This is a genomic window from Hydrosulfovibrio ferrireducens, assembly GCF_046883345.1.
GTDB lineage: Bacteria > Desulfobacterota > Desulfobulbia > Desulfobulbales > Desulfurivibrionaceae > Thiovibrio > Thiovibrio ferrireducens.
In genome coordinates this window covers 101,081-113,499 of the sequence record NZ_JALKCW010000022.1, presented here as the reverse complement: position 1 = coordinate 113,499, position 12,419 = coordinate 101,081, and the positions used below count along the sequence as shown (strand labels likewise).

The following is a 12,419-nucleotide window of genomic DNA, read 5'->3' as shown; positions in this document are numbered from 1 at the left end:
ACTCTTTTTTACGCGCCGCAATGATTCACAATAATCATCAATTGTGGGAGCACAATAACGAGCTATCCCTTTCTCACCATTCTGGCCGCAAAAAATCCATCCAAGCCTTGCTCTGGAGTGGTTTTTAAAAACCCCGCCCCATCGCACAAGCCCATGGCCGCCTCGGGAAGAGACTCCTGCGCCGGGGTGGTGGAAAATTCCGGATGCTCACGGAGAAAGGCACCAATCACCTCGTCATTTTCCCTTGGGTCAATGCTGCAGGTCGCATAGACGAGCACGCCTTTTTTTTCGACAAGCCCTGCCGCGGCAATGAGCAACTCCCGTTGCCTATCCTGATACCCCTGCAATGCTGCAAGCGATCGCTGCCAGCGGATATCAGGCTGCCGCCGGATAACGCCAAGACCGGAACAGGGTGCATCGACAAGAACGCCCGCAAAGCCCCCGTGAGGCTGTCCGGCAAACTCTTGGAGTGTTGTGCCGTGGATTTCTATCTCCGGCCCGCCAAGGCGCTGCACGTTGGCTTTAAGCAGGGCCTGGCGTTTTTGGCTGGGTTCGACCGCCACCACCCTGCCGCCATCCGGCACCATCTGGGCCAGATGCAGCGCCTTGCCGCCAAGCCCGGCACAGCCGTCGAGATATCTCCCGCTGACAAACGGCCCCAGCAATTGGGTGACCAGTTGCGCCGCTTCGTCCTGGACCACGAAAAAGCCCTCCCCATACCCGGGCAGGGCGGTGACAGACCCTTGAAAATTTTCGATCCGCACCGACTCCTGGGCAAACAAGCCGCGCTCGCAGTCAATCCCATTTCCCCGCAGAAGGCTCATCCAGTCATCCACGGAGATCCGCAGGGTGTTCACCCGCACCACCAGCACCGGCGAGGTGTTGTTTATCCAGCAGATCCGCCTGGCCCGTTCCTGGCCGAACAACTCTTCCCAACGCGCCACCAGCCAGGCCGGATGGCTCAACACCGCCGCCGCCTCGTCGGGCGCGGGCAGGGATGCTCTCTGCCGGGCCATGGCGCGGAGGACCCCGTTGACAAAGCCGGAGAGCCACTTCGGCTGTCGGGCCAATTTCAAGGCCTGCACCGTTTCGTTGATGGCCGCCGATTCCGGTATCCGATCCAGAAAAATAAGCTGATACAGACCGACCCTGAGCGCCGCGAGGGTAAGAGGCTTCATCTGCCGCAGAGGATGGCTGGAAAATTTCTGGATACTTGCATCCAGATAGCCTTGCCAGCGGACAACCCCGTAGACCAGAGCCATGACAAGCTGCCTGTCGCGCGGATCGTCCATGGCAGCCAGGGACACCATGCTTTCCAGCACCTGATCCAGCGGCTCCTGCGATTTCTCCCAGGCAAGGAGGGTATCCATGGCAATACCGCGGGAATTTATCATGCAGAATCAGCCGGTAGCTGGCAGATGACGGTTTTCAGCTTTTTTATAGTATCCATTCGATGGCTCTCCAAAATGCGTTGTTATGCTTCGACAAGGCCCTCCTGAGCAACGTCGAAGGACTCAGCATGAACGGAAGAAACTATAATGATTTCAAGATGGATTCCGTTCGCCCTGAGCCTGTCGAAGGGTGTTTTTCTCTTTTTTGCAAAAGGCTCATTCGTTCCTTCTTTTTTATCTGACAGATGACGCTTGAACGCTCTCCGCTGAGACCAGCCCTATCACCGAGGCGAAGCGTCCGGTAACTCCCTCGCGACGGAAGGAGAAATAATTTTCATTGCAGACCGTGCAGCGTCCAGCGATCTCGATATGTTCGATCATCACCCCACAGTCGCGGAGCTGATCGCGGCTGATGGCCCAAAAATCAAAATGATTGGGCTGCGGCTGGTAGGCGTGAAAGGCCGGGGGCAGTTCTTGCTGATAATTGACAAACTCCCCGCAGCATGGCCCCAGAGATGGACTGATTGCGGCATGCAACGCGGCTGGTCGTGTGCCGTAGGCTTTGGTCATGGCTGCCACGGTTTTGGCGATGATGTTCTGCACGCTACCACGCCAGCCGGAATGGATGTTGGCCACGGCCCCGTGTTCCGGGTCATAGAGCATCACCGCCTGACAGTCGGCCTGCTGGATCATCAGGCCGAGGTCGGGAATATTGGTCATGAGGGCGTCATGGTCCGCATACTCCACATCGGCATCCGGCAGCCAATTCACATTCAGAATGTTGTCCCCATGCACCTGACGCGCCGAAACCAACCGCGCCAGCCCAAGTTCTTCCCTGATCAACGCCCGATTTCGCAGAACCGTCGCCTCGTTATCGCCTACATGCAGGCCGACATTACGCGAATGATACGGAGCCTCGCTCAAACCGCCATAACGCGAGAAAGTGCGGGCAGAAAGCGTTTGCACGTGAGAAAAAAATGAATATCGCACAAAAAACTCCAAAATAAAAAGAGGGAAAAGTCAAACACCCTTCCCTCTTCGCAACAAGTGCAGCGAGAAAAACTTCAACTGTCAGGCGGTACGCAGATAGTTACACCACTTCCAATTATTCCGTAGAATATCTACGCTGCGGAATGATTGGAAGTGGTGGCGTGGCCGTGCAGCTTCAAGCCCAAGGCCTTGATGACCTTCATCACCGTGGCAAATTCAGGATTCCCCTCGGCGGACAGCGCCTTATACAGCCCTTCCCGAGCCAGACCGGTATCGCGGGCCAACTGACTCATCCCACGAGCGCGAGCGATATCGCCAAGGGCGGCGCGGATCAGGCTTCCGTCTCCAGGGTCTTCCTCCACGCAGGCATCAAAATACAGTTCGATGTCCTCTTCTGTCTTCAGATGATCAAGCACATCCCATTTGCGCAAAGCGATCTTGCTTCCCATTTTTTTCTCCTATACCTGCCGCGCCAGCTTCAACGCGGTCTTGATGTCCTTTTCCTGCGTTCCTTTGTTCCCACCCGCCAGCAGAATCACCACATCAAGACCCCGCCGGACGAAATAGATGCGATATCCAGGCCCGCAGTGAATCCGCATCTCCGACACGCCTTCTCCCACCGGCTTGCAATCTCCAAAATTTCCCAGCTCAACAGAACGCAGCCGCGCTTTAATGCGGGCCCTTGCAATCGTATCGCGCAGTCCGGCAAACCACGCGAAAAAATTCTCTGTTTCGCTGATCGTGATCACAAAAATAATGTATACCATGGATTACATGCTGTCAACCACAGGCTACACAAACCGAACAAAAAGGGGAAAGACTATAATGGCAGGAAAATTCTATTGCTTGTTTTCTATTCGCCGGGCTGTAGATTTCCAGGTGGCAAGCGCGGATCCCACGCTTTTGGCCCTAAGCGACCATTCCCATTGGCTTGAGGTGGTAATTCTCTAGGTTCACGTCAAGGCATGAGCATCTTCCCGCAACATCTCGCCGGGGTGAGTGGGCCTGCGTTTTTTGGCGCGCATGGTATCCATCAGTGGCAATCCTTATCATGCCGGATTATGCGTTTTCAACCATTCGCGCAGGGCTTCGTTGACGCGAGTCTGCCAGCCCTTGCCGGTTGCCCTGAAGGTATCAAGAACATCCTGTGACAGCCTGATATTAATGGCCTTACGCGGTGCATCAACCGGCGGTCTCCCTCGGAGTGCCTTCGCAAATGCGGCTTTTCCTTTTTCAGGAGAAACCACTTTATCTCCTATCCGCCAGACGCCACGGTCGATTTCTTCTCCGGTCAATTCCGGTGCATCGTCCGGGTCAACCCAATTTTGTGCTGTACTTTTCAATCTCGCGCCCATTGGCATACCTCATGGAGATAATGCGGCGTGCCGCGCCGCGCGGTGTCCAAACTACAACTGCCATCCGCCCAGCAATAAAACCGACCGTTACAAAACGGGTTTCTCTATAGTCTGTTCGGTTGTCCTCGAATGTCACGTTCACCGATGCAAATATTTCGGTGGCCTGTTCAAACGGTAATCCTCGTTCTCTGGCATTCCTCTCGGACTTCGCCGGGTCAAAATCGATTTCCATATATTTAATGTATCCACAATAAACAATTCTGTCAATAGCGCCATACACCAAACAAAAAGAGGGAAGGGCTTGCGCCCTTCCCTCTTCAGATAATGCGAGAACAACAGGTACTACACGACCGGATTAGAATGCAGCCTCAAAGGTCATGTACACCTGATCTGCACTCTCAATCGGCGCACCCATCTGCGCCCCATTGGGATCGGTCAACAGTTCGTCCATGTCAACCGGCTGAAAACCCCATTGACCAGAACCAGTGTAGTTATAATCATAGTGCTGGTATCCCAAACGGATAAAGGCCTTGCCGTACTTGGAGACCGCCTCGCCGCCGGGAATGTCGTAGATGCCGTAGACTTCGTACACATTGCCACGGGTGGCAAGCTTGGACTGATACAGGTCGTCATGGCCCGGGGTCATGGAAATCCAGTACTTGGAACCATGGTTGTACTCAGCACCCAACTTGAAAAGAGAATCCGGAATGTCGTAGCGAACGCCCACATGCACGGCATAGCCATCATCACTCTCAGTGTTGACGCCGGTCGCTGGTCCATTGAACATCCCACTGCCATCAGGATCGGTGCGGCTCCAGCCCAAGGAACCAAAGTAGTTCAGGTTCTGCCACTTGTCCATATACACGGCGCTGGTGTGGAGCAGATTGCCAACATTCTCCCGAGGCATATTGTAAACATCCGAATAGGTCATACCCAAGGCGTCATAGGTGTCGCTGGCGGGATAATTGAAGATGTTCATGGCCAAGAAGGATTGAATATAGGCAAAACGGTCGCCCTTCTTGTAGATATCCCAGCTCACCCCGGTAAAATCGGTGTCATCGAGGTTGTTGCCGTTCAGATCCTGCTGCAAGCCATCTTCAAAGCCACGGCCCCAGCAGATCCGCACCCGGCCAGGGGCATCCTGTATGCCAAAAAGATTGTTGTAGGCATAGCCCACGGAAACGCCGTCAAATGGCCAGTCCATGTAGGCGGTGGGGGTAGCCATCCGCTCGTCCTGGTTCATGCGCAGATGGTTGGGCGGACCATCGGTAGTGGGCCTGCGGCCAACGGAAAACCATACCGGCGCGCCGCCGATGTTGTTCCAGTTGACAAAAGCACGGTCAACCCGGAGAATGGAGTCGTTGGGCTGACGGGTGGCGTTGCTGTCCATGAGCATGGTCGGGCTGCCGTTAACATCATACACTGGGTTATTCTGATGGCCCCAAGCCTTGTACATGGCCAGACGGCCTTTGAACTCCACGTCCTCCAGCGCCTTGGCCCGCATATCCAGACGGAAGCGGTTGGTAAACATCGTTTTGTTGTCATACTGTGCGTCGGGCATTTGAACCGGAACACCCCCGGATAAGAGCCCATTGTTCGGGACTAAAGCACCACCCGCACCCAGAGGGACCAGCATGGGGTAATACGCCTTGGTATCGGCGGTGTAGTAGTCACCCCGGGCGCGGAAATCGCCGGAAAGCTGGATACGGGAAGCCAGGTCCCACTGTTCGGACTTCTCCTCCAGAGCCTGTATTCTGCTGCTCTGGTCGCTTACCGGGGCCGGAGCAGCTTTTACCTTTGCCATCTCGGATTTCAACTGCTCAAGCTGCCTGGTCAGGGCATCGACCTGCGCCTGGATGTCCGAGGCAGCGGCTGCGCCGCCCGCACCCGCGGAAGCCATGGCAGGAAGAGCCAGAAGACCGGCCAACGCCAATGTAGAAATTTTCTTCACCATCTCATTTTCTCCTTAAGAAAATATTTGGTAATTCAGGGTGATTGCTCCACCCCCTCCCTCGCAGTGGCATGCGACGTCCACATGCCACCATTAGCTCAATGCTCCCCGCCTTTTAAAAAAGGCTGAAAAGCAAGATCAAGAACTCATTTGTAGCTGACTGCTGTCAGGCGAGTGTTGTCAGCTTGCAACGCAATTTTCCATAAAAATATAAAGATTTGTACTTTTTTACCGCAGTCTGACGCCATTGTCAAAATAAAAGTGTGTAAAATATGAATACTCCTTCAGAAATACAGTCAACAGCACTCAGATCACTTGCATTTTTCCACGCCATTGCTCCGGGCAAAAACCGGCATGCGCCCCCGCTTCCCCTGTGTGCCGGGCTATCTCCCCTGTTGCTCGTAAAAAAATCTTGCCAGCCCTGCTTGCTATGTATTAAAGGTTGAAGGCCTGTAGGAGCGGCTTCAGCCGCGAAAGAAAAAATTGGGCCGGGGACACTCGCTATTTCGCGGCTGAAGCCGCTCCTACAAAGGTTTCAAAAAAATGGCTGAAGGTTGCATCAGCTAAATAATCGCCTGTTCCCAAGGGAACCCAAGGAAATCACATGTATTTTCAGGATATCATTCTCGAACTCAGCAGATTTTGGGCCCAGCAGGGTTGCGCGTTGCAACAGCCCTATGACATGGAAGTAGGGGCCGGCACCTTCCACCCGGCCACTTTGCTGCGGGCCTTGGGGCCTGAGCCTTGGAAAACCGCCTATGTTCAGCCCTCGCGGCGGCCGACCGATGGCCGGTATGGCGAAAACCCCAACCGCCTCCAGCATTACTACCAGTTTCAGGTGATGATCAAGCCGTCCCCCCCCAACATTCAGGATCTCTATATCGAGAGCCTCACCCGCTTCGGCCTGGACCCGCTGGAGCACGACATCCGCTTTGTCGAGGACGACTGGGAATCCCCGACCCTGGGCGCCTCGGGGTTGGGCTGGGAGGTGTGGCTGGACGGGATGGAGATTACCCAGTTCACCTACTTCCAGCAGGCAGGCAGCCTGGAGCTCTCTCCGGTCACGGTGGAGGTGACCTACGGGTTGGAACGCATCGCCATGTATCTGCAAGGGGTGGACAGCGTCTACGATATCGCCTGGAACTCCGAGGTCTCCTACGGCGATATCTTTCATCAGGCCGAGGTGGAATTTTCCACCTTCAACTTCGAGCAGGCAAATGTGACGGCTCTGCTCTCGTTTTTCGACACCTTTGAGTCCGAGGCCCACCGGCTGCTGGACGCGGAGCTGATTTTGCCGGCCTACGATTACTGCCTCAAGTGCTCGCACACCTTCAACCTGCTGGACGCCAGAAAGGCTATCAGCGTGGCGGAGAGGACCCGGTATATCGGCAGGATCAGGAATATCGCCAGAAAGGTTGCGGAAAAGTTTGTGGCCCAGCGGGAGAGGATGGGATATCCGTTGATCAAGGCTAGAGGCTGAAAATTTTAGCACAAGGACAGTGGTTCGACAGGCTCACCACGAGCGGAAATGGTCAATGATTGCAAAACGACTACTGTTCACCCTGAGCCTGTCGCAGGATGTTTCTAAAAATTTGTAAACGTGTGGCGGAAGTGCATGGGAATCGAACCCACCCACCAGGCTGTTAACCCGGTGCACCGGATTTGAAGTCCGGGAGAGCCACCAGAGCCCTTTCCACTTCCATCCGCTGTGCCAAGATATAATGTTGTCCGCGGGGAAACAACATTTTTCTTTTTTTAACAAAAGAGTCTGGGCAGCGGAAAAAAAATACAGTACATATGGCTCGAATCACGGCAAGCATGGAGCTTGCCCTCTTGGTGATGTTACGCCGGTTTTAACCAGACAAAGGAGTACGTAGCGATGGAATGCGAGCGCTTACAGAGGCTTGTCAAATCATGGTATGCCCAAGTCCAGGAAGAGTCCATGGCCCCGGCGCGCATGGTTTCCTTCATGGAAAAGCACATTGCCGAATGTGCCTTTTGTCTTGCAGATCCGCTGGTGCGACAAGATATTGCAAAAATCACGGCCATCATCCTGCCCCCGACAAAAATCCGCAAGCCAACAGGTGAGGAAGAGGACGCCCTTGCCGCCGAACCGGATGAGGAATCAACCGCGGCTGACGATGAACTGCCGGAAGATGATGACGCCGGCGTCGAGGATGATGACACCGATGACGAGGTCGAGGCTCTGGAGGATGAAGAGCTTGAGGAAGACGATTTGGAGGATGACGAATAACTCCAATCACGGATCATAGAACACACAAAGCGCTCCCGAGGGGGCGCTTTTTTTATGGGCGAAAGGCTCCTCGCCCCCAACACCTGAACACAGCGCCGTTTATTGGCGGGATTTTTACCTGTATGCTTCCGGAAGAGCAACGCCATAAGAATCGCAACTCCGCCAACCACCACCCAGACTGGAGAAAAAACAAAAGCCTGTTTTTCGACATAAAAAAAGCTCCCGCCCGATGTGTTAGATCGGAGCGAGAGCTTTTTGTATACTGCAACCCGCGATACTTTCAACGGGTGATAGGTGCGATGGTGGCGATGCAGGGACTTGAACCCCGGACACTACGGATATGAGCCGTATGCTCTAACCAACTGAGCTACATCGCCAGTGAAAAAGAAGTCCTTATATTCAAGATTTTGCGGCAATTGTCAACCACAAAAAAAGGCCCCCGGTGTTTCCGCACGCGAAAAACCCGGGGGCTACTAACAGTACACAGGAAACAGCGGGCGCGCGGCTCTTACATCATGCCGCCCATGCCGCCCATGCCACCCATGCCGCCCATACCGCCAGGCATGCCGCCGCCTGCACCCTTATCTTCCTCGGGATGCTCGGCAATCATGCACTCGGTGGTGAGCAGCAGGCCGGAAACGCTGGCTGCGTTCTGCAGGGCAAAACGGGTTACCTTGGCAGGATCGATGACCCCTGCCTCAAGCAGGTCTTCAAACTTCTCGGTATCGGCGTTGAAGCCCTTGGAGCCCTTCATGTTCTTGACATGCTCCACAATCACCGAGCCTTCGAGGCCGGCGTTGTTGGCGATCTGGCGCACCGGCTCTTCAAGGGCGCGGGCCACGATCTGTCTGCCAAGATCCAACTCCGGGCTGAGCTTGAGAGCCTTCAGGGCGCCGAGGCAGCGCAGGTACGCAACGCCGCCGCCGGGAACAATACCCTCTTCCACCGCAGCGCGGGTGGCGTTTAAGGCGTCTTCCACGCGAGCCTTCTTCTCTTTCATCTCGATCTCGGTGGCTGCACCGACATTGATAACCGCTACGCCGCCGATCAGCTTGGCCAGACGCTCCTGGAGCTTCTCGCGGTCGTAGTCGGAGGTGGAGGAGTCGATCTGGGCGCGGATCTGCTTGACCCGGGCCTCGAGGCTCTTCTTGTCGCCGGCGCCGTCCACGATGGTGGTGTTGTCCTTGTCCATGACAATGCGCTTGGCTGTGCCGAGATCATTGATGGTGACGTTCTCCAGCTTGATGCCGAGGTCTTCGGTGATGACCTGGCCGCCGGTGAGGGTGGCAATGTCTTCCAGCATGGCCTTGCGGCGGTCGCCAAAGCCAGGGGCCTTAACGGCGGCAACGCTCAGGGTGCCGCGCAGCTTATTGACCACCAGGGTGGCCAGGGCCTCGCCGTCCACGTCCTCGGCGATGATGCACAGGGGACGGCCCATCTTGGCGATCTGCTCAAGGATGGGGAGCAGGTCCTTCATGTTGCTGACCTTCTTCTCGTTGATCAGGATGAAGGGCTCTTCCAGGTTCACTTCCATCTTCTCGGCATCGGTGACAAAGTACGGAGAGAGGTAGCCGCGGTCGAACTGCATGCCCTCGACCACGTCCAGGGTGGTCTCCATGCCCTTGGCCTCTTCCACGGTGATAACGCCTTCCTTGCCGACCTTGTCCATGGCCTCGGCAATGATATTGCCGATGGTGGCGTCATTGTTGGCGGAGATGGTGCCGACCTGGGCGATCTCTTTCTGCTCCTTGGTGGGCTTGGCGATTTTCTTCAACTCCGCAACCACGGCCTCGACGGACTTGTCGATGCCGCGCTTGATGTCCATGGGGTTGTTGCCAGCAGCAACCAGCTTGGAGCCCTCGGCATAGATGGCCTGGGCCAGGATGGTGGCGGTAGTGGTGCCGTCGCCGGCCACGTCGGAGGTCTTGGAGGCAACCTCCTTGACCATCTGGGCGCCCATGTTCTCGAACTTGTCCTTTACCTCGATCTCCTTGGCAACGGAAACGCCGTCCTTGGTGATAATGGGCGCGCCGTAGGATTTCTCGATCAGTACATTGCGGCCCTTGGGACCAAGCGTTACCTTCACGGCGTTAGCCAGGATGTTTACGCCATTCAGAATGGACTCACGGGCTTTTACCCCGTATTTGATATCTTTTGCAGCCATGGTGATAATTCTCCTTTCCGTCTAATCACAAAAAATTACACAATCTGTCGGAGTACGATTTATAGCGGTCCGGTTATTTCCCTTCAACAACCCCGAGCACATCGTCTTCACGCATGATGAGGTAGTCCTCGCCGTCGATCTTGATCTCGTTGCCGCCATATTTGGAAAACAACACCCGGTCGCCGACCTTGAGATCCACGGCAACCCGCTCGCCCTTCTCGTTATGGCGGCCCTTGCCAACGGCAACAACTTTGCCCTCGGCGGGTTTTTCCTTGGCGCTGTCGGGGATGAAGAGCCCACCCTTGGTTTTCAACTCTTCCTCCAGTCTTTTGATCAGGACACGATCATTTAACGGACGAATTTTCATGTAATGCCTCCAGTTGTTTTTGGTAATCTATTGTGTGTAACCACGAAACGACACATCGGGGGGAAACAACAGCCCGAAGCGCTTCCCGACCCGTAAATGAAGCGGCAGGGAAGACCGCTTGGCGCGGCGCTTTCCTGCCTTGATGGCACACAATATGTATCGGGCCTTAAAAAATCAAGAGCTGCTGTTTACTTTTTTTATTAAACAATATCAATATATTACGCCCATCTCCAGGATCCCGCCACTTTTCTCCCACGAAAAGCTCAGAGCCGTGTCACCCAGCCATAGGGGTCTTCCTTGGCGCCATACTGGATGGCCTGGATTTCATCAAACAGCTTTTGCGACAATTCCCCGGTGTTCCCGTTGTTGATCAGGCAATCCCGCCCCTGGTAATGCAGGGAGCCAACCGGGGAGATCACCGCCGCGGTGCCGGTGCCGAAAATCTCCTTGAGCGAGCCGTTTTCCTGGGCAGCCAAAACCTCGTCAATGGAAATTCTGCGTTCCACCACGGTAAGACCCCAGCCTTTGGCCATCTGGATGACCGAATCGCGGGTAACCCCGGGCAGGATGCTGCCGCCCAACGGCGGGGTGATGATCTCGTCGCCGATGACGAAAAAGATATTCATGGTGCCGACTTCCTCGATGTAGCGCCGCTCCACGGCATCGAGCCAGAGTACCTGGGTAAACCCGGCCTGATGGGCCTCCACCGCCGCCATGATGCTGGCGGCATAGTTGCCGGCGGCCTTGATATGGCCGATGCCGCCGGGCACTGCGCGGACATACTTGTCGGTGACATAGATTTTCACCGGATTGAATCCCTCTGGATAATAGGCCCCAACCGGACTCATGATGACAAAAAACAGGTACTCTTTCGCCGGACGCACGCCCAAGGCCGCCTCGGTGGCGATCATGGTGGGCCGGATGTAGAGGGTGGCGCCCGCAGCCGTGGGAATCCAGTCCTGGTCGAGACGCAGCAGCTCCTTCAAGGCGGCGAGCACCTCGTCCACGGGCAGTTGCGGCATACAGAGCCGCGCCGCCGAGGTGTTCATCCGCTCGAGATTGGTCGCCGGGCGAAAAAGATAGATGCCGTTGTCCTTACCCCGGTATGCCTTCATCCCTTCGAAGATCGCCTGCCCGTAATGCAGCACCATGGCCGCCGGGTCCAGGGAAAAATTCCGGTATGGCTGGATCGTGGCATCGTGCCAGCCCCTGCCCTCGGTGTAAGGAATGACCAGCATGTGATCGGTGAAATGCCTGCCAAAGCCCAAGGCGTTTTGATCCGGCTTGGGCTTTGCTTCTTTTTCCGTGATTTTTTCCAGATGTAGTTCCATGCGCTCTTCCTCGAACAAAAACTCTTCATTGCCCTGCGACACAGCCATGTTTCCCTGATTGCGAGGCCATTATCGAACAAAAAGCCAGGGGGCTGACCCAAAATCAAAGACAACAAATATAAATGATAATGCGCCGGGCTGAAACAACTTATTGATGATGGCGCGGGAAACGTGTGAATTAGGCGAGCAGGAAGGACGAAACAGGGGGGGAGTAAAGGTGGTCGGGGCGAGAGGATTCGAACCTCCGGCCTCCTGCTCCCAAGGCAGGCGCGCTAACCAGACTGCGCTACGCCCCGACACTGACGACAATGGGAAGCTGCTTTATTAGCACTCTGCCCGTAAGCGGTCAAGAGAATTGTTTTTTGATCGACGCCTAAAAATGTTGACGCACGGATGCGCAGTTGCTATATTGCCCGCGTTCAGTTTCACGATCGATCCTGGGTAGCTCAGTCGGTAGAGCAGGTGACTGTTAATCACCCTGTCGGGGGTTCGAATCCCTCCCCGGGAGCCATGAAAAATTTAAGGCCGCCTCCATGAATGAATAATGGGCGGCCTTTTTTTGCGCCTTTTTCCCGGCCCCGCCCTTTGCTCCGGTGATACCGGGTGACAGCCAGAG

General features: G+C 55.4%; 12 protein-coding genes and 4 tRNA genes. 3 read left to right on the top strand and 13 right to left on the bottom strand.

Going from position 1 to position 12,419, the window contains the following annotated elements:
• Window positions 1-62: 62 nt before the first annotated feature.
• The 7 genes from rsmB to MWR57_RS10690 all read right to left on the bottom strand — a co-directional run bounded on the left by rsmB (window position 63) and on the right by MWR57_RS10690 (window position 5,690).
• Entirely contained in the window at window positions 63-1,394 is a 1,332-nt protein-coding gene (gene rsmB, locus MWR57_RS10720; RefSeq protein ID WP_423124809.1) for a 16S rRNA (cytosine(967)-C(5))-methyltransferase RsmB, read from the bottom strand.
• Between the two features lie 231 nt (window positions 1,395-1,625).
• Window positions 1,626-2,357, bottom strand: coding sequence for a peptidoglycan editing factor PgeF (gene pgeF, locus MWR57_RS10715; protein WP_423124808.1), 732 nt, complete (start codon window positions 2,355-2,357; stop codon window positions 1,626-1,628).
• Between the two features lie 155 nt (window positions 2,358-2,512).
• Window positions 2,513-2,830 (bottom strand): addiction module antidote protein, encoded by a 318-nt coding sequence (locus MWR57_RS10710; RefSeq protein ID WP_423124807.1) that lies wholly within the window; start codon window positions 2,828-2,830, stop codon window positions 2,513-2,515.
• 9 nt (window positions 2,831-2,839) lie between these two features.
• Window positions 2,840-3,148: a type II toxin-antitoxin system RelE/ParE family toxin gene (locus MWR57_RS10705; RefSeq protein WP_423124806.1), complete on the bottom strand. Its 309-nt coding sequence runs from the start codon at window positions 3,146-3,148 to the stop codon at window positions 2,840-2,842.
• A 282-nt stretch (window positions 3,149-3,430) separates the two neighbouring features.
• Complete coding sequence (locus MWR57_RS10700) at window positions 3,431-3,736, bottom strand: BrnA antitoxin family protein (RefSeq protein WP_423124805.1); 306 nt, start codon at window positions 3,734-3,736, stop codon at window positions 3,431-3,433.
• Window positions 3,696-3,968 (bottom strand): BrnT family toxin, encoded by a 273-nt coding sequence (locus tag MWR57_RS10695; protein WP_423124804.1) that lies wholly within the window; start codon window positions 3,966-3,968, stop codon window positions 3,696-3,698. Before MWR57_RS10695 ends, MWR57_RS10700 begins: the two co-directional genes overlap by 41 nt.
• A gap of 123 nt (window positions 3,969-4,091) precedes the next feature.
• Entirely contained in the window at window positions 4,092-5,690 is a 1,599-nt protein-coding gene (locus MWR57_RS10690; RefSeq protein ID WP_423124803.1) for a DUF3373 family protein, read from the bottom strand.
• 601 nt (window positions 5,691-6,291) lie between these two features.
• On the opposite strand from MWR57_RS10690, the gene glyQ reads away from it, so the two are divergent.
• Window positions 6,292-7,167: a glycine--tRNA ligase subunit alpha gene (gene glyQ, locus MWR57_RS10685; protein ID WP_423124802.1), complete on the top strand. Its 876-nt coding sequence runs from the start codon at window positions 6,292-6,294 to the stop codon at window positions 7,165-7,167.
• A 123-nt stretch (window positions 7,168-7,290) separates the two neighbouring features.
• On the opposite strand, the gene MWR57_RS10680 is transcribed toward glyQ, so the two are convergent.
• Window positions 7,291-7,388, bottom strand: a tRNA-Sec gene (locus MWR57_RS10680).
• Between the two features lie 178 nt (window positions 7,389-7,566).
• Here MWR57_RS10680 and MWR57_RS10675 point away from each other — a divergent pair.
• Window positions 7,567-7,941, top strand: coding sequence for a hypothetical protein (locus tag MWR57_RS10675; RefSeq protein ID WP_423124801.1), 375 nt, complete (start codon window positions 7,567-7,569; stop codon window positions 7,939-7,941).
• A gap of 300 nt (window positions 7,942-8,241) precedes the next feature.
• On the opposite strand, the gene MWR57_RS10670 is transcribed toward MWR57_RS10675, so the two are convergent.
• The 5 genes from MWR57_RS10670 to MWR57_RS10650 form a co-directional block, all read right to left on the bottom strand.
• A tRNA-Met gene (locus MWR57_RS10670) sits at window positions 8,242-8,318 on the bottom strand.
• Window positions 8,319-8,449: 131 nt separating this feature from the next.
• Complete coding sequence (gene groL / locus MWR57_RS10665; RefSeq protein WP_423124800.1) at window positions 8,450-10,105, bottom strand: chaperonin GroEL; 1,656 nt, start codon at window positions 10,103-10,105, stop codon at window positions 8,450-8,452.
• A gap of 73 nt (window positions 10,106-10,178) precedes the next feature.
• The gene (gene groES / locus MWR57_RS10660) at window positions 10,179-10,472 is read right to left on the bottom strand and encodes a co-chaperone GroES (RefSeq protein WP_423124799.1); all 294 of its coding nucleotides are present in this window, start codon (window positions 10,470-10,472) and stop codon (window positions 10,179-10,181) included.
• 263 nt (window positions 10,473-10,735) lie between these two features.
• On the bottom strand, window positions 10,736-11,803 hold the full coding sequence (locus tag MWR57_RS10655; protein WP_423124798.1) for a branched-chain amino acid aminotransferase: 1,068 nt from the start codon (window positions 11,801-11,803) through the stop codon (window positions 10,736-10,738).
• 218 nt (window positions 11,804-12,021) lie between these two features.
• Window positions 12,022-12,099, bottom strand: a tRNA-Pro gene (locus MWR57_RS10650).
• Window positions 12,100-12,238: 139 nt separating this feature from the next.
• Between MWR57_RS10650 and MWR57_RS10645 the strand changes: the two genes are divergently transcribed.
• A tRNA-Asn gene (locus MWR57_RS10645) sits at window positions 12,239-12,314 on the top strand.
• The last annotated feature ends 105 nt before the right edge of the window (window positions 12,315-12,419 follow it).